The 21,969-nt window shown below is 35.4% G+C and carries 24 protein-coding genes; 12 read left to right on the top strand and 12 right to left on the bottom strand.

Going from position 1 to position 21,969, the window contains the following annotated elements; all coding sequences use genetic code 11:
* Window positions 1-58: 58 nt before the first annotated feature.
* Entirely contained in the window at window positions 59-2,083 is a 2,025-nt protein-coding gene (locus GQR56_RS06040; protein ID WP_166109529.1) for an NADPH-dependent 2,4-dienoyl-CoA reductase, read from the bottom strand.
* Window positions 2,084-2,349: 266 nt separating this feature from the next.
* On the opposite strand from GQR56_RS06040, the gene GQR56_RS06035 reads away from it, so the two are divergent.
* Window positions 2,350-3,171 carry a HEAT repeat domain-containing protein gene (locus tag GQR56_RS06035; RefSeq protein ID WP_166109527.1) on the top strand — a complete coding sequence of 274 codons (822 nt, stop codon included), beginning with the start codon at window positions 2,350-2,352 and terminating at the stop codon, window positions 3,169-3,171.
* Window positions 3,172-3,200: 29 nt separating this feature from the next.
* Here the strand turns inward: GQR56_RS06035 and GQR56_RS06030 are convergent, their stop codons facing one another.
* Window positions 3,201-3,647, bottom strand: a complete 447-nt coding sequence (locus GQR56_RS06030; protein WP_166109525.1) for a DUF2141 domain-containing protein — start codon at window positions 3,645-3,647, stop codon at window positions 3,201-3,203.
* 84 nt (window positions 3,648-3,731) lie between these two features.
* On the opposite strand from GQR56_RS06030, the gene GQR56_RS06025 reads away from it, so the two are divergent.
* From GQR56_RS06025 to GQR56_RS06010, 4 genes are read left to right on the top strand one after another with little or no spacing between them, the layout of a single operon-like run.
* On the top strand, window positions 3,732-4,652 hold the full coding sequence (locus GQR56_RS06025) for a dialkylrecorsinol condensing enzyme (protein WP_166109523.1): 921 nt from the start codon (window positions 3,732-3,734) through the stop codon (window positions 4,650-4,652).
* A gap of 9 nt (window positions 4,653-4,661) precedes the next feature.
* Window positions 4,662-5,816, top strand: a complete 1,155-nt coding sequence (locus GQR56_RS06020; RefSeq protein WP_166109521.1) for a beta-ketoacyl-ACP synthase III — start codon at window positions 4,662-4,664, stop codon at window positions 5,814-5,816.
* Between the two features lie 13 nt (window positions 5,817-5,829).
* A complete protein-coding gene (locus GQR56_RS06015; RefSeq protein WP_024611412.1) occupies window positions 5,830-6,231 on the top strand; it encodes a hypothetical protein in 402 nt (133 codons plus the stop codon).
* A 10-nt stretch (window positions 6,232-6,241) separates the two neighbouring features.
* Entirely contained in the window at window positions 6,242-7,246 is a 1,005-nt protein-coding gene (locus tag GQR56_RS06010; RefSeq protein WP_166109519.1) for a BtrH N-terminal domain-containing protein, read from the top strand.
* 59 nt (window positions 7,247-7,305) lie between these two features.
* Here the strand turns inward: GQR56_RS06010 and dapA are convergent, their stop codons facing one another.
* Complete coding sequence (gene dapA, locus GQR56_RS06005) at window positions 7,306-8,223, bottom strand: 4-hydroxy-tetrahydrodipicolinate synthase (protein WP_166109517.1); 918 nt, start codon at window positions 8,221-8,223, stop codon at window positions 7,306-7,308.
* A 172-nt stretch (window positions 8,224-8,395) separates the two neighbouring features.
* Here dapA and GQR56_RS06000 point away from each other — a divergent pair, with 172 nt between their 5' ends.
* Window positions 8,396-9,049 carry a DUF6058 family natural product biosynthesis protein gene (locus GQR56_RS06000; protein WP_166109515.1) on the top strand — a complete coding sequence of 218 codons (654 nt, stop codon included), beginning with the start codon at window positions 8,396-8,398 and terminating at the stop codon, window positions 9,047-9,049.
* Window positions 9,050-9,192: 143 nt separating this feature from the next.
* On the opposite strand, the gene GQR56_RS05995 is transcribed toward GQR56_RS06000, so the two are convergent.
* Entirely contained in the window at window positions 9,193-9,957 is a 765-nt protein-coding gene (locus tag GQR56_RS05995) for a 2-keto-4-pentenoate hydratase (RefSeq protein WP_166109513.1), read from the bottom strand.
* A 119-nt stretch (window positions 9,958-10,076) separates the two neighbouring features.
* Window positions 10,077-10,481, bottom strand: a complete 405-nt coding sequence (locus GQR56_RS05990; protein ID WP_002958658.1) for a hypothetical protein — start codon at window positions 10,479-10,481, stop codon at window positions 10,077-10,079.
* A gap of 840 nt (window positions 10,482-11,321) precedes the next feature.
* Here GQR56_RS05990 and GQR56_RS05985 point away from each other — a divergent pair.
* Window positions 11,322-14,261 (top strand): TonB-dependent receptor, encoded by a 2,940-nt coding sequence (locus tag GQR56_RS05985; RefSeq protein ID WP_166109511.1) that lies wholly within the window; start codon window positions 11,322-11,324, stop codon window positions 14,259-14,261.
* 300 nt (window positions 14,262-14,561) lie between these two features.
* Here GQR56_RS05985 and GQR56_RS05980 read toward each other — a convergent pair whose 3' ends face one another.
* The 4 genes from GQR56_RS05980 to GQR56_RS05965 all read right to left on the bottom strand — a co-directional run bounded on the left by GQR56_RS05980 (window position 14,562) and on the right by GQR56_RS05965 (window position 17,610).
* Entirely contained in the window at window positions 14,562-14,849 is a 288-nt protein-coding gene (locus GQR56_RS05980; protein WP_166109509.1) for a putative quinol monooxygenase, read from the bottom strand.
* Between the two features lie 81 nt (window positions 14,850-14,930).
* Window positions 14,931-15,746 carry a 2,5-didehydrogluconate reductase DkgB gene (gene dkgB / locus GQR56_RS05975; protein WP_166109507.1) on the bottom strand — a complete coding sequence of 272 codons (816 nt, stop codon included), beginning with the start codon at window positions 15,744-15,746 and terminating at the stop codon, window positions 14,931-14,933.
* Between the two features lie 467 nt (window positions 15,747-16,213).
* The gene (locus GQR56_RS05970) at window positions 16,214-16,522 is read right to left on the bottom strand and encodes a hypothetical protein (protein WP_024611420.1); all 309 of its coding nucleotides are present in this window, start codon (window positions 16,520-16,522) and stop codon (window positions 16,214-16,216) included.
* Between the two features lie 122 nt (window positions 16,523-16,644).
* A complete protein-coding gene (locus GQR56_RS05965; protein WP_166109505.1) occupies window positions 16,645-17,610 on the bottom strand; it encodes a sensor domain-containing diguanylate cyclase in 966 nt (321 codons plus the stop codon).
* A 441-nt stretch (window positions 17,611-18,051) separates the two neighbouring features.
* Here GQR56_RS05965 and GQR56_RS05960 point away from each other — a divergent pair, with 441 nt between their 5' ends.
* The 3 genes from GQR56_RS05960 (at window position 18,052) to GQR56_RS05950 (ending at window position 19,047) form a co-directional block, all read left to right on the top strand.
* Window positions 18,052-18,261 (top strand): cold-shock protein, encoded by a 210-nt coding sequence (locus GQR56_RS05960; RefSeq protein WP_024611422.1) that lies wholly within the window; start codon window positions 18,052-18,054, stop codon window positions 18,259-18,261.
* 185 nt (window positions 18,262-18,446) lie between these two features.
* The gene (locus tag GQR56_RS05955) at window positions 18,447-18,653 is read left to right on the top strand and encodes a cold-shock protein (protein ID WP_029880466.1); all 207 of its coding nucleotides are present in this window, start codon (window positions 18,447-18,449) and stop codon (window positions 18,651-18,653) included.
* 184 nt (window positions 18,654-18,837) lie between these two features.
* Window positions 18,838-19,047, top strand: coding sequence for a cold-shock protein (locus tag GQR56_RS05950; RefSeq protein ID WP_006792548.1), 210 nt, complete (start codon window positions 18,838-18,840; stop codon window positions 19,045-19,047).
* A gap of 740 nt (window positions 19,048-19,787) precedes the next feature.
* Here the strand turns inward: GQR56_RS05950 and GQR56_RS05945 are convergent.
* The gene (locus tag GQR56_RS05945) at window positions 19,788-20,057 is read right to left on the bottom strand and encodes a hypothetical protein (protein WP_024611424.1); all 270 of its coding nucleotides are present in this window, start codon (window positions 20,055-20,057) and stop codon (window positions 19,788-19,790) included.
* Between the two features lie 242 nt (window positions 20,058-20,299).
* Between GQR56_RS05945 and GQR56_RS05940 the strand changes: the two genes are divergently transcribed.
* Together GQR56_RS05940 and ykgO are read left to right on the top strand one after the other, a co-directional pair.
* Window positions 20,300-20,563 carry a type B 50S ribosomal protein L31 gene (locus tag GQR56_RS05940; RefSeq protein ID WP_024611425.1) on the top strand — a complete coding sequence of 88 codons (264 nt, stop codon included), beginning with the start codon at window positions 20,300-20,302 and terminating at the stop codon, window positions 20,561-20,563.
* 2 nt (window positions 20,564-20,565) lie between these two features.
* Window positions 20,566-20,700 (top strand): type B 50S ribosomal protein L36, encoded by a 135-nt coding sequence (gene ykgO, locus GQR56_RS05935; RefSeq protein WP_002958669.1) that lies wholly within the window; start codon window positions 20,566-20,568, stop codon window positions 20,698-20,700.
* 54 nt (window positions 20,701-20,754) lie between these two features.
* On the opposite strand, the gene GQR56_RS05930 is transcribed toward ykgO, so the two are convergent.
* Complete coding sequence (locus GQR56_RS05930; RefSeq protein WP_024611426.1) at window positions 20,755-21,141, bottom strand: OsmC family protein; 387 nt, start codon at window positions 21,139-21,141, stop codon at window positions 20,755-20,757.
* Window positions 21,142-21,314: 173 nt separating this feature from the next.
* Window positions 21,315-21,704, bottom strand: a complete 390-nt coding sequence (locus tag GQR56_RS05925) for a cytochrome b562 (RefSeq protein WP_166109503.1) — start codon at window positions 21,702-21,704, stop codon at window positions 21,315-21,317.
* Between the last annotated feature and the right edge of the window lie 265 nt (window positions 21,705-21,969).

The following is a 21,969-nucleotide window of genomic DNA, read 5'->3' as shown; positions in this document are numbered from 1 at the left end:
GTAACATTAATTATTCCTTTATATTTTTAATTATAGTAATAGTGAACGCCGTAACTAACTATAAACCTTGCGCAACAGAAAAAGCATCGCCAATCGCTCTTTGTAAGTCTAATTTTTCAGCATTTAACGCACCACCTATATAACTAACTGGCATTAAACCGTTTAGTTGCTGATGATACTCTGGTAACACTGACTGCTGACCACTACAAATTACAACATGATCCACATTTAATATTCGTTCACGGTTACGTATACTTAAATGCAAACCTTGTTCATCTATTTTTTGATAATTCACAGCAGCAAGCATTTTTACTCCCTGCTGTTTTAAATGCTCTCTGTGTATCCAGCCCGTCGTTTTCCCCAAATCTGCACCATGCTTACGCAGTTTACGTTGTAGCAAATACACTTCATTTGATATCGTTGATTTGGCAGGTTTTTCTTTTATACCACCAGCATTGCCGACGCTCAAGTCAATACCCCATTGCTCGCTAAAACGTGCGTTTGAGGGGGCCATATTCAAACACCGATTTTTCATTGCAACTATATAAGCAGCGACATCAAAACCGATTCCACCAGCACCAATTATTGCAACTTTTTCTCCAAGCTTTACTTTAGCGCTAAGCACTGTTTCATAACTAATCACATTTGGTAATTCAACACCTTTTATTTCAGGGGTTAAACCTCTGACACCAGTAGCAATAACGCAGTGTTCAAAGCGAGTTAAAGCCGCTAAATTGACTGATATATTTAAGCAAATTGTTACATTTAGATTTTTTAAACGGCTTTTAAAATAACGTAGCGTTTCTTTAAACTCTTCTTTTCCTGGTACATTGGCTGCAAGTAATAATTGCCCGCCTAACTCTAATGCGCTTTCAAATAAAGTGACTCGATGACCTCGTTCTGCTGCATAAATAGCACAAGCCATTCCTGCAGCGCCACCACCTACTATAGCAACTTGTTTTACCTTATTAGCTTTAGTAACAGGCATTAGTGTTTCATTACAAGCCTGAGGATTAACAATACACGTGGCTGGTAAGTTAATAAAAATATTATCTAAACAAGCCTGATTACAACCAATGCATGTATTAATTTGATCAGAATTACCCGCTTTCGCTTTTGCAACAAACTGACTATCAGCTAAAAAAGGCCGTGCCATTGAAATAAAGTCTGCATGCTTGTCAATAAGTAATTGCTCTGCAACCTCAGGAGTGTTAATTCTGTTACTTGTAATGACAGGCACCGTTACTGCTGCTTTTAGCCGTTGACTTAGGGATGAAAAAAACGCTCTTGGGACACTCGTTGCAATAGTCGGAATGCGTGACTCGTGCCAGCCAATGCCTGAATTAAGCATATCAACACCGGCATGTTCGAGCTCACGCGCCAACTGTAATACTTCATCAAAAGTACTGCCGTCTGCGACTAAATCAAGCAACGACAAACGAAATATTACAATAAAGTCGCTTCCTAGAGTTGCGCGAACTTGTTTTACAATATTAACAGCAAAGCGAATACGATTTTTATAACATCCGCCCCATTGATCATCTCGATGGTTAGTCGCTTTCACAATGAATTGATTTATTAAGTACCCTTCTGAGCCCATAATTTCGACACCATCGTACCCTGCTTCTTTAGCAAGTTTGGCGCATTGCACAAAATCATCTATTTGTTTTTCTATTTGTTGATGGGTTAATTCTGCAGGGGTGTAAGGGCTTATAGATGCTTGAATAGCTGATGGGGCAACTTGCTTAGAATGATAACCATAACGCCCCGCATGCAATATTTGCATACAAATTTTTGTATCGTGTTTTTTTACAGCCTTTGTAATTAACTTATGTTGTTCAACTCCATCTATAGAATCTAAAACACTGCGGTTAGGCGCTAATATTCCTTCTTGGTTTGGAGAGATACCACCGGTAATAATCAAACCAACACCTGCGCTAGCACGTTCACCATAAAAAGCGGCTAAACGCTCAAAACCTTGAGGTAACTCTTCTAAATTTGTGTGCATAGAGCCCATTACCACACGATTATTTAGTGTAGTGGAACCTAACTGATAAGGCGTAAACAAATGGCTATATAACATAAAAACAACACAAAGTGACTCAAAACCGCGCTAGAGTAACAAGCTTTAATTATGACTGCAAAATTTACTGCAATATTTTAACATTAACGATAGAAGAAGCTTGATTTACAAACAAATAAATAATAAATCTTGTTGTGTAGCAAAGTGATGGCTATGATAGTTAACAAGTTTATTATACTAATTAACTTTCAACTACAGAGCGCTATATTTAAAAAATTAACAATATAGTATTACTCTTTTTTACTCCCTCTATACAAGGAATCGTTATGTTTTCGTTAAAGCCATTATTAGTGGGCCTGAGTTTAGCTGCATTATCAAGTTCTGCATTTGCATTAACAACAAGTGAGCAGACCGATTATGACCGATTAATTTCAGGCAATATTAATCAAGTAAAACAAGCTGCTCAGTCTATAGTATCTAGCAACAACAGTAACCCTGAAGTGTTAGATGTATTAGCCCAATACCTGGCTAAAAACTACTTAGCTGCGGCTGATTATCAATTAGATACAATGGCATGGGCGTGTCGAGCTTTAGGTGAGACAGGAAATGCGCGTTACCGAGATTTACTCTCTACTATAGTTAATAGCGATGCACATAAAAAAATCCGTAAATATGCAAAAAAATCATTAAAGCAACTACCTTCTACTACCGTTGAGCAGTTTGTAATAGGATCTATTGATTTGTCTGACTTACAAAAAAATGCCCCTCAATCAAATATCCCATCGCTCAAAGGTGACGATAAAATATTGTTTGATATAGCTAGCGAAAATCTAACTGAAATTAAGTTGCTTGCGCAAAAGTACACTTCTTCAGGCATTCCATCTAACAAAATAGGCGACACACTTGCGGAATATTTTTCTCAAAATTATAAAACTAGCGAACAACACAAGTTCGATACTTTAGCATGGGTGTGTAAAGGTTTAGCAACCGACACAACCGGACGTTATAAAACACTAATTGAAGAAGCTGAAGAAAATAGCCCTATTCGAGCAGTACGAAAGCACTGCCCTGATGATGTTGACGGTAATGGTCCATATTACAAAGCGGGTGATATTGATTTAGCTGCAATTGAGAAGCAACTCAAATAACATGTTTTATGAATTAATAACGCCGTAATTCAACGGCGTTTTTTATAATTAACATTTACTTTAATAGCTTTGCTACTTGTAAAATCAAACATACTATTTTCAGGTGATGGCAAACCCATCATTAAGTTAGGGTTATTCGAAAACCCAACAGGTTCTTTAGGAATAGAACTCGACGACACATCAAGTATACCGTTTGCATTTAGATCTTGAAAAAAACGTAAACAATAATGACCCTCAGGTAACTCTTTAATCGTTACTTTATGCTCGTAACTGGTTACTGTAAAATTTTGTGCTCGAACCTCTGGTAAATCGTCCCATGCTAGGGCTGTGTTACTGCAATCAAGAACTTGAAAGTGTGATTGACCTTCAACCTGCCTAAACTTGGCGAACGAGACATCAAGAGAATAGGCTTGCTCTACAGCAAATAATTTACAACTAAATAGTACTGTAAAAGCGAAAATAACTATTTTATACATCAGTTAATCATCCAATTTAGTGTGGTTTGAGTTTTTATATTGGGTATAATAGCCGACTATTAGGAAGTTAGAAAAGGTAAAAGGATGCACAAAGTACTCGTTATTCATTATTCTCAAACTGGTCAACTCACCAAAATTGCAGATTCAATTGTAAAACCACTGCAAAATGATGATGAAATTACGGTAGATTACCTTAATTTAAAACCTGAAAAAGAATACCCATTTCCTTGGCCTTTTTTAACCTTTTTTCATGTTTTTCCTGAATGCGTAAAAATGACACCACAACCAATGAAAGTTGTTGAGCCTGATCATAGCGATTACGACTTAATTATTTTAACGTATCAAGTATGGTTTTTATCTCCATCGCTTCCTGTTTCATCATTTATGCAGTCGCCACAAGCAAATAAACTACTCAATAATAAACCCGTTATTACCGTTATTGGTTGTCGTGGTATGTGGTTAAGCGCACAAGAAAAAATGAAACAGCTACTTAAAAATGTAAATGCTAACCTAATCGATAACGTGGTACTTAGTGACGAATGTGGCACTGGCTTTAGCTTTTTAGCAACACCACTTTGGATGTTTACAGGAAAGAAAAAGCCTGTGTCGTGGGTGCCTGCAGCGGGTATCGCTGAGAAAGAAATTATCGATGCTAGCCGCTTTGGTATCGCAATTAAAAAATCAATTAATAATCTACCTAATACCCAACAACTTCAACATTCTGTATTAAAAGGATTAGGAGCAGTTAAAGTAAATGAGAGATTTATTGCCAGTGAACGTGTTGGTCAACACAGTTTTAAGATTTGGAGTAAAATCCTAACAGCTTTGGGACCTATGCACTCAAAGCGTCGAAGTTGTGGGCTTATAATCTATGTGCTATTTTTGCTCACCTTAATTATTACTGTGGTGCCAATTACAGCAATAATAAAAAAATTAATTGCCCCTTTAACAAGAAAAAAGATTGCAAAGCAAAAAGCCTATTTTGCTGAGCCTTCTGGAGAGTAGTTTTACGTTATGGAAAATGCTGTATACATAAATAACTTACATGCTGTTTTACCAAATAGTCCTGTTAGTAATAAAGAAATGGAAGTTGTATTAGGTGAAGTTGGAGGGCAACGTTCGCGCGCTAAACCTGTTATTTTACGCAGTAACCAAATAAAAAACCGTTACTACGCTATCGATCCGAAAACTGGCGAATATAATTACACAAATGCATCACTAGCAGCTGAAGCCGTAAGAGGCTTATTTACTAGTGAGGGTACCCAATTAGAGCAACTAGATTCTTTGGTAGCGAGTACCTCTATGGCAGATCAGATCATGCCTAATCACGGTGTAATGGTCCATGGAGAGCTTAAAAACCCGAGCCTTGAAGTTATATCAACAGCAGGTATTTGCTTGTGTGGAATGACGGCTCTTAAATATGCTTACTTAAATGTTAAAGCTGGTGAAAGTGAGCACAGTGCTGTTGTTGCCAGTGAGCTTGCATCTAATGTAATGCATTCAAGAAACTTTGTCGCCGAAAGCGATTATAAAGTTGATATGCTCAATCAAAAACCTGAAATTGCTTTTGAAAAAGACTTCCTTCGTTGGATGCTATCTGACGGTGCTGGGGCAGCATTACTAAGCAATCAAGCTAACCCTACTGGTTTATCACTTCGTATTGATTGGATTGATATTGTTTCTTATGCAGATAAACTTGAAGCTTGTATGTATGCTGGGGCAGAAAAGATAGATGGAGAACTAAAAAGCTGGACCCGTTTCGACTCTAAAGAACGTGAACAACAATCCATACTTTCTGTTAAGCAAGATGTAAAACTACTTAACGAAAACATCGTTAAATTTACGGTTGAAGATGCGCTCAGTAAAATAATAAAAAAACGCGCGATAAAAGCCTGTGATTATGATTTCTTTTTACCACATTATTCATCGGGTTACTTTCGTGAACGTTTATTTGAAGGGTTAAATAATATCAACTTTCAAATCCCTTACGACAAATGGTTTACTAACCTAACGGAAAAAGGCAACACAGGCTCTGCGTCTATTTTTATTATGCTTGATGAGCTTTTCAAATCTGGAAAATTAATGAATGGTCAAAAACTATTATGTTATGTACCTGAGAGCGGCCGTTTTTCAAGTGCATTTATGCAATTAAGTGTCGTAAGCCAATAGTTTAGAGCCCATTATGAAAAAAGATGAAGTACCTCAAGATAATAGCAAAAGCTATCAAGGTCAAAACAAGTTACTTTACGCGGTAGACGACAGCGGTCATTATCATGGTGTTAAATCATCTGGCTGGGAAGTCGAAAACTTTGCAACCCAGCTAGCGGTAAATGATTTAAACGAACAAACTAGCCAAGCTCTATCAGATGCGCATTCGGGGTTAATTTCTTCGCTTGGTTATCATATGCTAGCTAGGCGCTTTGATGTGGCGACCCTTGCTGCTGCCAGTGGCTTTTTTCAATGGCAAATTAACCGTCATTTACGCCCTGCTATTTTTTTAACGCTATCTGATAAAAAAATTAGCCGCTATTGCGATACACTAAAAATTAGTCGTGACGCTTTATTCTCACTGCCCACACAATAACGAATCCTTCATGCCTGACATTATTTTACCTATTAACCACCTACAATCTTCACATTGTGAAACGGGTGTAGTTGCCACGCTTTTACAAAGTAAAGGCATTGATATGAGTGAGCCAATGGCTTTTGGTCTTGCTTCAGCACTTACTTTTGCTTACTTACCTTTTGTAAAAATTAGTGGAATGCCATTAATTGCTTATCGCATGCCCCCCAAAACAATTATTAAAAAGGTATGTAAAAAATTAAATATTGAATTAGAAACTCGTAAGTTTTCAAATGCACAAGATGGGATGCAAGCTCTCGATGACGAACTAGCTAAAGGTAACTTAGTTGGTTTACAAAGCTCGGTATATTGGCTCCCTTACTTCCCTGAAGACATGCGCTTTCACTTTAATGCACATAACTTAATTGTTTACGGAAAAAACTCTCAGGGCGAATATCTTATCAGCGACCCTGTTTTTGAGTATCCGGTAACGTGTGCTGCAGAAGATTTAAAAAATGCACGTTTTGCAAAAGGTGCACTTGCAGCAAAAGGATTAATGTACGTTATTCGTAGCACACCATCGCATATTGAGCTTAATGAAGTAATTAAACCCGCAATCAAAAAAACAGCAAAAATGATGAATGGATTAATACTGCCTTACTTTGGTCTCAAAGGCATTCGTCATATGGCAAAACAAATACGACAGCTTGATAAAAAAACACCTAAGTATGCTCGTCTTTATTTAGCGCACATTGTACGTATGCAAGAAGAAATAGGCACTGGTGGAGCTGGTTTTCGATTTATGTATGCTAGCTTTTTAGAGCAAGCAGCTGATATATGCCAGATACCTGCACTTAATAAATGCGCTGAGCACACTACTTTAGTGGGTGATCTATGGCGCGAATTTGCAATGGATGCCGTAAAGTATTGTAAAAAGCGAGGTGATATTAGCTTAGACGATATTGCAAAAAAACTTGAACAAGTTGCTGAAGAAGAAGCAAAACTAAGTAAAATGTTACTTTCAGCTATTGCTTAAAATATAAAAGTCACTTTTGGGTGACTTTTAATAAATAGAGTAAATCAATTACTTAATAATTAAGAAAGTAAGGCTATATTTTCTATATCTATACAACTTGCTTTACCACCGACTACATCACTTTGATTAAGCTGATTTATTAATGGCAAACCTACTTTTTGCTGCTCATTGCTAAGTGGTAAATACGGCAATCTAAATACTGGGTTTACTGCACCGGTCATCATCAACGCTGTATTAATAGCAATCGGGTTAGGCTCACAGAATAACCAGTTCATTAGTGGTTGTAACGATGTGTTTAACTTATTGTTTGGCGTATCCATTAATTCACGAAATAAGCCTGGTATTAGGTTAGAGGTAACCGAAATCACACCATGCGCTTTGTACGTATGGCGTGCATCGTGACTTTCATCATCATTACCCGACCAACACGCAATACCTTGTTGTTCATAATGGGCAATACGTTCATTCCCGCCACATTCTTTAACGCCAATAAAGTGCTCATGCTTTGCTAATGGCTCAATAAAATCAGGTGTTAAATCTTGCCCTGTGCGCCCTGCTACGTTGTAGATAAAAGCAGGTCCAATATCAAGCACACGCTTAAAGTGCTCTTTTACACCCGCAATAGACGTACGTCCGTAGTATGGGTTAATTTGCAGTGCTGCATCCATACCACTAGCAAAACCATATTTAGTCGCTTTAATCGCTTCACGGGTATTATTACTGCCTGTATTACCAACTATAATTAGTTTATCGCTATATTTGTTGGCAGTATGCGCAATAAGCATTAAATGCTCTTCCCAGTTCATTAACTGACCTTCACCTGTTGTGCCACCTACAACAATACCGTCAACTCCTGCTGTTATTTGTAACTCAACAAGATGATCATACGTTGCGAGGTCTATTTCACCATTTGCTAAGTAAGGTGTTTTAATTGCTGTAATAAGGCTTGCTTGCTTAATTTGTTCTAGGGTGCGCATAAAAAATCATTCTTTATAAAACTTGCGCTATTTGTACCATATTTTTAGACCTATTTGGAGGTGTAAGGACGTATTTATCAATAAAATAACTTGTATTAAGGTTATTGATAATACAAAATAAACAACTGTACATATAAACAGTGTTTGTATTTTTAATATTAGGCGAGCCTTTATGCGTTTATCTCACTATTTAACAACTCATTTTTATCATACCGATGAGCTATGCCAAGCATTAAACATTGATGCAGATACCCTTCAACATTGGCAAGATCAGAGCATTTTCCCAAAACCGAGTTATTGTATTAAAAATCAAATGAGCTGCAGTTCATATTCTGGTTTATATGAATGTGAAGAATACGATGATTACTACCCTCGCGGATGCGTAAATTGGGGGCAAGGGCTTATAAAACAAAAAATAGACTCATCAAGTCATGCATTTAACTACTTTGCACAGCAATATACAGCAAGTCTAACTAAGCTCGCACAGCAAGGATTTGAGTTTAACGAAGAGTTATTTGGGTGCGAGATAGAAGAACATTTACAACAGGTATGGCAACAGTTTTTATGTAGCAAGTACGGTGTACTTACACAAAATGGCTTAATAGATGAAATAGTTGCTGTAGATATAGGGCGTTTAGTGGTTGACGACATTACAGAGTTACGTACTAAAGCGAGCTTAGAGCAAGACGAACGTACTCAACTACACCCAGCCATGAAACTTTTAAATCGCGCATTGAGCCATGGAGCCGATCACGAAAAACAGCAAACACTTCGTACTCGTTATATAGATGCACTTATTTTAAAATACGACTTATCTATAAAATAGTTATTATCTATTTTGTGGTGTCATTTGGCATGAATAATTTAGTTTTAAATTAAAAATATAAAACTAAAGATAACTAGCTTTAACATGAAGGCGGTATGTAACCGCCTTCATTAAGTTATTCTTAACTTTATAAGCTATTGAGCCTAACGAGCTAAAAACGTAACGTTAAAAGCACCTAAGTTTTCGTAAGCTATATGAGTTTTTTCATTGGTATTTAGCTCAACCACGCCACAATAAGATCCAGTAATGAACACTTGTCCAGCCTTTAAAGTTATTCCTTTACTAGACAAAAAATTAATAGCCCAATAAAGTGGAGATTGCGCAAGCCCACCAGGGTGTTTTCCTGCTAGGTTTAGCTCTTGCTCATCTTGCTTAATATCAATATTCACAGCACTTGCGTCGTATGCCTTTACTTTATCAATTTCTGGTCCGAGGTAAACACCCTGATTAAATAATCCATCAGCAAGTTTTTCAATAAAAGTAGCCTCATATCCCTGCGAAAACCTATTTTGAATCAGTTCAAGTGCAAGATGTGCTTTACCAAAAGCAGCATCTACATCTTCATTGGTATACGTTTTATTACCGTCTAAATCTTTATCTAAAACAAAGGCAATTTCAGGCTCAATTACCGCCTTATTATTTTTTGTATAAAGGCTACAACTCTCTGTTGACTCTATAGGTGCATGAAAAAGAGGTGCTAAAATAATCGACCCATCATCTAACGGCAACATACACTTCCAGCCATATACCGTTTGATTATTTAAATAAATCATTAATTTTTGAACTTCTAATGCATCATCAACAGAATCTAATATTAATTCTTTAGGAAGATCTGAAACGGCAGGGTTTTCTTCTCTTTGTGTTAAAAAATGCGTTGCGACTAATTTAAGTTGTATTGAGTTATTCACGTTTATCTCTTTAAATAATACATTACTGATGAAACAGTAACGAGGAGGAATTACTGTATTAAACGCCAATTTTAGCTATTAATACTCATATTTTATATGCTTATATTTAAATAAATATATCAAGTATCAATAGACTTAAGTGAGCGTAAAAAAAGTCCTAAGCCACCAAACGCTAAAATTATAATCACAATTAAGTCAAACGATGTCATAGTACGCATACTAAATCGAACACTCGATATAACCCCAAAGATTAATGCGGTTAATGAACCTAGAGATAGCACCCAACCTAAAATATTTTTAGAGTTATAAAAAATGAGACCCACACCAAAAATAAACGGGATCATAACCATGCCACCTGTAACGCCAAAGCCACCTAAAGCATTAACACTATAAATGCGAGAACTTAGTCCAAAATTAGAGGTCACCGAAATTGCGTTTAGCAGCATGTAAAAACCACCACACATCATTATTAAACCAATAAAAAAATGCCCTATACCACCTGAGCTTCCACCTGCACCTTTCATTTAATATCCTTTTTATATTGTTATAAACAGTCTTATATCATCAATGTATGTAATTATATGTTTTTCTACTCTCTTTAACTCCATTTTAAATAAATACCATAGTCAATTATCATTTTGACTCTCATTACTCCAGCACTAAAATAATTTACTAGGCTTGTAAAACAAAATTTAAAAACGAACCCTCCACACTTTTGTAAACTTAATCTTACAAAAGTCATATTGATTTGATAACGGGATATTTATTAGACCTAGTCTAATTAAAAATATAAATCTAACTTCTTTATTTAAGTTAAAACATAGAATAATGAAGTCATTATGCCGAATTAATTGAGGTCAGCCAAAATAACTAACAAGTTGTTATTTATTACAATATTGCATAAATAACAAACTCAATTACTATAAAAATGTCTGCTGTAATCATTAATTCCCCTGTAACATTTAATAATAACAAAGTAACTTCTCAGGCATAAATCGTCACTTTTTTTACTATGCTAAAAAATCCTATTTATCGTTAACTAACTTGTATATTAACTCGTTGTTTATTTGTTTTTATTGGTAAAAACAACAATAGTAAGATTCCTTTTTTATCACGTATTACTTTAAAAATCATAAGCTTAAAGTTTAAAATAAATTCTTACCTCCCAATAGTTAAAAACGACTAAATAATAATTAAAATGTCTATTTTATTTGCTCAATTATAGTCAATTGATATGAGGTCACTCATAACATAATTGAGGATATTATATTTATAAGTTCTATCTTGACGTAACCTTGATTTATTTCCCTTTAATGCGTACAAATAACATGGTATTTACAAAAATAACAATTCAGGGGAATTAAATGTCAATTAATAACAAAAGTAACGTTGGTTTTTTTAAAAAATCGACAGTAACAGTCGCACTAAGCAGTGCATTACTAGCTGGTTTTTCATTTCAAGGTATTGCTGCTGAAGATGATGAAGTAGAAAAAGTAGAACGAATTCAAGTGACTGGTTCACGCATTAGTAAAGCTAAGCTTTCTCAGCCAGCTCCTATTGTGACAATTACCGCAGCAGATATTGCAAAAGGAGGCACTCCCGATTTGGGCAGTATTCTGGCTGAACTGCCATCGATTGGTGCAACAGATACGCTAATAGGTAACAATGATAGCAATGCTGCTGCTGGTGTTAGTTCTGCCGATTTAAGACGCTTAGGGGCTTCCCGTACGCTTGTATTAGTAAATGGTAAACGTCATGTTGCAGGAGCACCAGGTTCATCGCAAGTTGATTTAAATTCTATTCCCTCAGCTCTAATTGAAAGAATAGAAGTAATCACCGGTGGTGCATCCGCTATTTATGGTTCAGATGCGGTATCAGGTGTTATAAATGTTATTTTAAAAGACGATTTTGATGGTTTACAGTTTAATGCCTCTGTAGGTAATTCAACAGAAGGTGTTGGCACTGAGAACCATAGCTTTAGCGTTGTGGCAGGTACAGAAATTGCTGGTGGTAAAGGTAATATTACATTCTTTGCTGGTAAAGACCGAATTCGCCAAGTTCTAGCAAATGATTTACGCCAAACAAATGCTTTCGGTACTGTTAATAACCCATTAGATACAGGCGAAAACGATGGTATTGCAGATAGATTAACGGTACCAAATGTTCTTTCTGAAAGAATTAGTGAAAATGGCGTTATTAATCCATTTGGTGATGCTGGAAGTATTTATGGCTTTACTAACAGTGGTGCAGCAGAATTAATGCCAGCTCGTGAAGCGACAGGAAGCTTTGCTTTTGGTAACTTTCCAGACGGATGTGAGCTTTGTGCTAATACACAAGACTATGAAAATGTTTTACCTGAACTTGAAAAAATAACAGTTGGCTCAACGGTAAACTATAATTTAACAGATAATCATACATTCTACAGTGACTTTAAATTTGTTCGTTCAGAAATAGAGCAACAATTTCAACCTTCTTTTGATTTTGGTGGTCTGAATATAGATGTAGAAAATAATCCTTATCTAGATAGCAGTTTGCGTCAACAGCTTCTTAGTGAAGGCACTACAAATGTAAGCTTTTCGAAATTCTTTGGTGAGCTAGGTAATCGTAGCGCCGATAATAAACGTGAATTGTTTCGTTTAGTTACTGGTTTTAAAGGCTTATTCACGCTAAGTGAAACTGATTTTGATTACGATGTTTATTACTCTTATGGTCGAACTGATAACCGTCGTAAAACACTCAATGATTTAATACCTGATAACTTAACCGCAGCGGTTGATGCTGTTATCGATCCTACAACCGGTGAAGCGGCATGTAGAAGTCAAGTAGAGAGTTTGCAAGGTGAGGGTTACACTGACCCTGCAAGTATTAATGGCGACGCATGTACACCGTACAACCCTTTTGGCTTTGATCAAGCTTCAGCGGCAGCAAAAGATTATGTTTCTGCAGACGTAACACGTACAGATAAAATTACCCAAGAATTTATTGGCGGTAGCATAACATTTGATACTAGCGAATTTTTTGAGCTGCCAGGTGGTGCTATTGGATTAGCCACTGGTTTTGAATATCGTGAAGAAACATCAGAAACAATTACAGATGAGCTTACTAAAGCCGGATTTTTATCAAATGCAGCAACTCCAGATGCTTATGGTGAATTTGACGTTACTGAAGCATTTATAGAAGTAAACTTACCATTTTTAACTGATGTCGCTTTTGCTAAAGAACTAAGTTTAGACGCAGCATACAGAACTGCCGACTATTCTCATGCAGGTACTGCTGACGCATGGAAAGTAGGTATACTTTACCGTCCAATTGACGATCTTCGTATTCGAGGTACTTACGGTCAAGCAGTAAGAGCACCAAATATTACAGAAGCTTTTGACCCTCAGTCACCTGGTTTTGCAAATATTAGTGACCCCTGTGATGACGATAACATTAATGATAACCCAAATCGTGTAGCTAACTGTGCTGCCCTAGGTATTGCCTCAGGTTTCCAAGCAAATGATAATGTAAGTATTGATGTGTTTAGTGGTGGTAACCCTGAACTAGAGTCAGAAACATCAACATCATTAACTGCGGGTATAGTATGGACGCCTAGCTTTTTTGAAAACTTTTCATTAACTGTCGACTACTACGATATTGAAATTGAAGATGCGATTTCATTTATTGCAACACAAAGCGTAATTGATAACTGTGTAGACGCAGCTGGCGGACTCGATGCAGGCTTTTGTTCACAAGTTGATCGAGATCCAACAACAAACGATATTGCTTTAGTTCGTTCTGGTTATTTAAATGCTGCGGCTACCACAACTCGTGGTATTGAAGCTGATTTTGATTATGATATGAATTTGGCTGATTACTCATTAGAGGGTGAATTGAAGTTAAACTTATTTGTAAATCACTTGCTTGAGCTTGAAGATTTTGAATTTCAAAGTCGCCCAGATACAGTGAATGTAGAAGATGGTGAAGTTGGTGACCCTCAATGGCAGGCCCGTTTCTCAGCTGTGTATAATTACAACGACCTTACACTTAACTGGACAACTCGTTATATTGACCGCTCAGCGCGTTTTGACTTATCTCCAGATGGTGATATTGAAGAAGATCTAAAACCTGGTTATGTGGGATCTATTATAACGCATGATATTTCGGCTAATTACAATTTATTTGACAACACCAGCATTGGTTTCGGACTTAGAAATTTAACTGACAAATTACCACCTGCGTATATTTCAGCAAGTGGTGGCAATGAAGCTATTTATGATGCTGTTGGCAGACGCTTTTTTGCCAATGTAAGTGTGAACTTTTAAACTAAAAAATCGATTTTGGGTTTTTATTGATTTAAAAGTACAGTCTATCTGCTGTGATTACTCATCGTCATAGACAGTAGCAGTATTAAACTCTAAATATATACTCCCTTAAAGGCTCTTTATCGATACGATAAAGAGCCTTTTTACTGATGATAATAAGTTTTACGAATAGCGTTTGTTCTTGAATAATACTAATCTGCTTATGTATGGGGTCTATTTAACAATAAGAAAATTGTGCCAGAACTAGGAAGTTGTTTTATCTAGTTGTTCTAAATATCAAATTAACAAGGTTCTAATAGTTTAACCAATTGTTTTATACACATCGATACTGCTACTTGTTAAAAGCCCTGTTGCTTGCATGCCAAAAGCTTTAAAATGAGGCTCTTCTTTATGCGCTTCAAAATGCTCGTTTGACGCCCACTGTTCGCTTACTACATAGTCTGTATGTTCAGAATCACTTTTTACCGATAACTCATAGCGTAAGCACCCTACTTCTTGGCGTGATGATTGCTGCAGATTTTCAAGTGCTGTAAGCATTACTTCAGCATCAATATTTTTGCACGACAGTACAGCTATAACCGTTAACATGTGTATTCCTTTTAAAGTTAGGGCGCAGTATGCCTACACCCTATATTAGATAGTTTAACTTTTACTTTTTAAGTCGGTTTATTAATCCCACTGAGGTGCAAAGTCAGGAGTTGCTTGACGATCGTTACAGTCTAAGCCATCAATACGTGCAATGTCTTCATCATCAAGTTTAACGGCTTTGTCGTTAAAGTTATCTTCAAGGTTTTTACGCTTGGTTGATGACGGAATTGTCGTCATACCTTTGGCGTTTTCCCACGCTAAAACAACTTGTGCAGGGCTTGCATCATGTTTTTTAGCGATGTCGATAATAGTTTGATCTTTGAGTACTTTACCTACAACAAATGGCATGTAAGCTGTTACATGAATATCATGCTGGGCGCAAAAAGCGCGCAATTTGGTATTCGTTAAATACGGGTGGACTTCTATTTGATTGGTAAATATTTCACGCGAGTCTAGGGTTTGCATTGCTTCGTTTAAATTAGCAATCGTGAAGTTAGATACACCAATATGCTTGGTTAGTCCAAGTTGTTTAGCTTTGAGTAATTCGGTGAGGTATTCGCTCATTGCCTGGTTGTTAGCAGGCGATGGCCAATGAATAAGTAATAAGTCGACCGACTCAACTTGTAGTTTTTCAAGTGACTTTTTAACACTTGGAATAAAGTCTGTTTTATTTAGTTTGTTATTCCACACTTTGGTGGTTAAAAATATTTCACTGCGCGGAATATTGCTGTCTTTAATGGCTTTACCCACTTGCTCTTCGTTGCCATAAATTTGTGCTGTATCAATATGGCGAAAACCAACTTCTAATGCCATTTTTACTGAATGATAGGCTGTATCACCCTCTAAACGAAATGTGCCCATACCGAGCTCTGGCATCTCAATTACGCGTTTTGTCATGGCTTTGTCCTTATAAAATAAATCGGTTTTAAAATACAAACTTCTCTGAAGTTTTACGAAATACACCTTTTACTTATTGATATATCGGTCACTTAAATTTATGACCTATAACAGGTATGAGGTCATATAATTTAGTTTCAAGGGTAAGGTTTATTGATTTTTTAAAGGTGGTAGTTTATTCAAACAAGTAAACGTTAAAGTAATAACCCCGATGAATAAGTAAAAATGAAGCAACAAAAGTAGGTTGTCAGTCACTATTTGAATAGTAAAAATTTAGTGGCTATACATTCCTATTACTTATTGCTATTAAACAAGCATATTGCATAAGCCGCCAAGCTAATAAAAAATACTAAAAGTTAAGCATGAGAGCTAACACATTAGTATGTAAAGGTATTAAAAAACCAAGCTTTAAAGACTAAACCCCGAAGATTGAGCATAAAATAAGTATTGAGAATTTGTATAAAAAATTAACGAGCTCTAATGCCTAACCAATTCCATACATACGTTTTATTAGCTGCTGGAGTAAATAGCATTGGATCGTTGATAGAAGAGCACTCGATTTTAGACACGGCTCCTGCATCATTCAAGAGCTTTATCACATGCTCAGCAACGTTTTTATCTACTCCGGCAATGAGCACACAAGGTAGCGATTTATGAAGGTGAGTTTGTATTTCTTTTGCATGTTCTAAATTTAAGCAACCAATAAGCCGCAAAGATTTAACAAGTGGCAATGTGTTCCCCGATACAGATATTACACTAACTTGGTATTTATCCATGATTTAACTCCCATAGTAAATTTATACATATTTATGCATAGTAACAGAAGTATTTATCACATTGGAGATACCGTTGTATTGCAATCATGTGACTTCAGGAAACATGTTTACTAATAATTAAATTATTCAGCGCACAGTGCTTTTTTATTTTTATACATTGCTGAATCCGCACCTTGAAGCATTTCTTCAACCGTACTTTCAGTATCATAAGGATAATTCATTACCCCTACGCTATATTGAATTTTGTATGGTTTATTAATAGTGTTATTGGCTTGTTCAATAGCATCTGCAAATCTTTGTAGAACAGTGTTTGCCTTTTTTTCATCAGAGTCACTTAACATCGCAACAAATTCGTCCCCGCCAAGTCGTCCTATAATTTCGCAATCACGAAATGACTCAAGCATAATTTTGGCAAACGTAATAAGTACAAAATCACCTTCATGATGACCATAAACATCATTAATAAGCTTAAACTTATTTAGGTCAAACAGTATAAAAGACATCGGTATTTTATTGCGCTTACATACACTTAGGCTATATTCGGCTAAATTTAGAAAGCCACGTCGATTAGATATCATTGTTAACTGATCTATTGTAGCGAGCTGAATAGATTGTATTTCTTGCTCTACCATCGCGCCTAAATCTTTAAGTAATTGTTGATCTTCTTCTGTTAAATTTCTTGGTTTAGAATCAATAAGACACAAAGTACCAATGGTTATTCCCTGTCTAAGCTTTAAAGGATACCCCGCATAAAAACGAACTTTAGGATCATTTATAACAAAGGGATTATCAAAAAAACGCTTATCTTTTAAGGTATCCGGAATTATAAATAACTCACTTTCATTTATTGCATGCCCGCAAAATGATGTTTCACGAGGTAACTCACAAACATCAAGCCCTTGCTTTGATTTAAACCACTGACGATCTTCATCAACTAAACTTACAAGTGAAATAGACACATCAAACATACGTTTTGCTATACGGGTTACACGATCAAACCTTTCTTCATGTGAGCTATCAAGAATATTTAAAGTTCTTAGTGCATGTAAACGCGCAGCTTCATTTTTTGGAACTTCAGGTTTAGTCATAGTTATCCTGTTATTTAACGTATTTTAATAGTTTGCAGCACATCTAAAATATGCCGTAATTTATCCGCATGTAATTTTAAGTCAAATCAAGCCTATATATAATAAACTCAACACTTTCACACTAGAACATTATATAAAATTAGCAATAGTAATGTTGCATTTTAACCTAATAAGAAAATATAAAAGCGTGGTTGTAAAATTATAGCTAAGTTAAGCCATGCTCGTTGCGTTGTTTAAAAGTATTTTAGAAAAAACTTGCTATACGTTTAAATATGCTGGTACTATCCGTCGCATCGGGTTGATAGAAAGCCCTGTTTATTTGTAAGTACCACGTTGTTATTAGTAATATAATCCTTCGCGCTATCCTCAGTTAAATATGTTTTCTTCCTTGTTTATCGCCTAATTTAGGGCGCAATATAATTATTATTTAGGATACTTTTTATGTCTAATACAACAACTGGTTCAGTTAAATGGTTTAATGAAGCAAAAGGCTTTGGTTTTATTGAACAAGAGTCTGGTCCTGACGTTTTCGCTCATTTTAGCGCAATTACCAGTGACGGCTTTAAAACATTAGCTGAAGGTCAACGTGTACAGTTTACTGTTACACAAGGTCAAAAAGGCCCGCAAGCTGAAAATATCGTTTGCATCTAAATTGTTTTAATTGATGGGTTATAATTAACCCGTCAATATATATAAGTTTGAAAGAAGTTCTGTTTATTTGTACGTACCACGTTGTTATTAGTAATAATTCTTCGCGTTATCCTCAGTTAAATACTTTTTTTCCAGCTCAATCGCCTATTTATAGGCAAATTTTATTAATTTCTAGGATATCTATTATGTCTACAACTACTGGTACAGTTAAATTTTTTAATGAAGCAAAAGGTTTTGGTTTTATCGAACAAGAATCTGGTCCTGATGTTTTTGCTCATTTTAGCGCGATTTCTGGCGACGGTTTCAAAACTCTTGCTGAAGGCCAACGTGTACAGTTTTCTGTTACACAAGGTCAAAAAGGTCCACAAGCTGAAAACATCGTTTGTATCTAACATGTTTTCATTGATGGGTTAGTAATAATCCATCAATATATATAAGCTTGAAAGAAGTTCTGTTTATTTGTAAGTACCACGTTGTTATTAGTAATAATTTTTCGCGTTGTCCTCAGTTAAATAATTTTTTTCGGCTCAATCGCCTATTTCAGGCACATTTTTATTAATTTCTAGGATATTTATTATGTCTAACACAACTACTGGTACTGTAAAATTTTTCAATGAAGCAAAAGGTTTTGGTTTTATTGAACAAGAATCTGGTCCTGATGTTTTCGCTCATTTCAGCGCAATCTCTGGCGACGGTTTCAAAACTCTAGCTGAAGGCCAACGTGTACAGTTTACTGTTACACAAGGTCAAAAAGGTCCTCAAGCTGAAAACATCGTTTCTATCTAACATGTTTTAGTTAATGTGTTTATTTACACATTAATAACTCACTTGTAGTTTATCTATAAGTGAGTTTTTTTATGTCTTCATTTTATTGCTACTTTGTTTATATTCTTAATTTCTACTTTATATTCCAAACTTAGCTTTTAATTTCGTTAATTTATATAAGCTTCATATCAAGACCCTTCCCTCCTAAATACAATTAACTTCCCAAGTAACTTCTCAAAATGATTTTTAATACCAAATTTTTAACACCAAATTACTTAATTAAGTAATTTATTTGAGGTAAGAATACGTTATTGATAAAAAATTCGTTATTCCGTAATTCTCTTTTATTACTTCTGCACTGCTCTACCTTCTGTATTTATACTGTCGTAAATAAGAAGTTTTATGTAGGTAGCGGTCAGGTTTGATGCCTAAAACTGATTAAGTGTTATTACTGACTGGTGTAACATATACACAACCATGTTAAGTATTAGTTTGAATGAATTAGTTCGTTATTTAGAAAAGGATGTCAGAGACTATTTATTAGTGATTATCGATGAGTTACTAGCTATTAGGCACTGCCTATGCGGCATTAACGCTAATTTATAAATGAGGGTACTTCTTTTAGGCATAATTAAAAAACCACCTAACCGTTGTATTTATTACTTACGTTAAGCAAATAAACTAAAATCTTATTTTAGTTACCCAATAAAGCTATATTAAGTAACTAATAATAAGTAAAAAACAAACTTCATATGGTTAGCTTAGTTTTGGTGTTCGTACTGACCCCGATACACTTCAAATACCTTTAATACAGTATGTTGTTCTTTTGACAAGTTATCGAACCAATCATCAAACAGCTCGTCATTATCTTGTTCACTCAATGCCATGTAATGGGCAAGTAGTTCTACAATATCATTATTATTACAACTTAGAGGGTTAAGTTGCTGAGCTAAAACACTATGGTCGCGCTCTCTTAGGGTATCCATTACCCCTTGATCAATTTGTTCTTCTTGTTTTGTTGCGTCACTCATACGTTACCTCTGTGCTCTACTTTTAAATGCGTTTGTTAACGTTTTTAATTAACTTAAATATAGTTATAACAGCCTAAACGGCAATAGCCAGCATTTTTGATCTAAGTGCTTATTTTTTGATTTGTTTGCACAAATAGCCATCAAATTGATGCTTTTAGAAGCTTTTAAAATCATTTGCAAAGTATAAATAAATGAGTTAAATTAAATGATACAATATCACATAACATTTATATAGGTGTATCATGAAACCAAACATTCATCCTGATTACAACGAGGTAGCTTTTCACGACACAGCTGCCGATAGTTATTTCATTATTGGCTCAACTATTAAAACTAATCGTACAATCGAACTCAAGGGTAAAACTTATCCGTACGTGCCTATAGATGTGTCTAGTGACTCTCATCCTTTTTACACTGGTAAGCAAAAGTCAGTTACAACCGACGGACGGGTTGCACAGTTCAATCGTCGCTTTAAAGGTCTTTCGTCTGGTAAAAAGGAAGCGTAACAATGAAGGTACTTAGTTCACTTAAAAGCGCAAAACAACGCCCTGGCTGTCAAATAGTAAAGCGTAAAGGTCGTGTATTCGTTATTTGTAAAAATAACCCACGTTTCAAAGCAGTTCAAGGAATGAAAAAGAAATAGTAATAAAGACACCCAGAGGCTTATAAGGCATAAACCTCTGGGTTAATAAGTAAATTATTTTACAACAACTGAAAACTCAGGAACGGCCTGAATTACTTTTTTAACAGTACATGTATTAACAGCGGCAATTAGTGCTTTTTTATATTTATCAGGAAAACCATCTGGCAAACTGATCTCAATAGAGAATAACTTTTTCCCGTTATCGTCAACATTTTCATTATTTTGTTTAAGAGTCATACCTTCGGTAGAAATATCACGTTGCTCGCAAAATTTACGAGCATAAAATCCGGCGCATAAAACCATACTTACTAAAAAGTAATCAAATGGTTCGGGATGTTCTGCATTACCACCTGCAGCAACACTTTGATCGCTTACTACTTCTAAATCGCCAAATTTTGCGCTTTGCTTTTGACCTTCTAACATTGAAACTGAAATTTCCATTGCTACTCCTTATATAACCAATGTTTTGGTTAAAATAGTTACTTATTTATTAATATGGTTACGTTTACTTTTTGCTAGTAAAGAATTCTAATAGCTATATCTCTGTTATAAAAAAGTCATAGCTGTTAGTAGGAAAAATACTTGCTAAAAAATCTGATTATTTACACGTGTGATTATGAGCCGAATAATAATTCAAAAAATCCCGGTGGTTCATGTAACTCATGATACTTTTTACGTAAGTTATCTATATTTTTCAAAGATGATTTTGCTTCAGTAAGTCCCTGCTCGTTAGCTGATTTTTTAGCAAGCTCTGCTTGAGCAATCACTTTATCAAGACCTTGTAATGATTGTTCAGGCTTTTTGTAAAATTTAGCGGTTTTACTTACTTTAACCAGCTTAATAAACTCGTCTATTGCTGTATTGAACGTAGTAAGATCCGTTGCTTGTACTGCTTGTTTATAGGCAAGACCTGTATTTTTCATGTTTATTTCAAGATCAACGGGCTGATTTGAAAATGCTAATGAACTAAATAGCAGCGTAATAAATATAAATAAAAATTTCATAAACAACCTTATAAATTAAAGACAGCTAATTGTATCAATTATACAAAGGAAAGTACGATGCAAACATTGCTTTTTAACTGTAAAGGGGCTTTACAGTTAAAGTATGAATAGAAAATTATTTTATTGAGATATTATTTATCTTAATATTTCATTTGAGTATATAACAACCTTTGCCCCTCTAAAACGCAACATTAACATGAAATACAATCCCCTTTTTAGAAACAGTTAATTAAGTCATCAATTAACCCCCCATATAATTACCGTA

Source organism: Pseudoalteromonas sp. Z9A5 (genome assembly GCF_011378875.1).
GTDB lineage: Bacteria > Pseudomonadota > Gammaproteobacteria > Enterobacterales > Alteromonadaceae > Pseudoalteromonas.
Note: the sequence above shows the minus strand (reverse complement) of the source record. Positions and strands in the feature narration are given on the sequence as shown.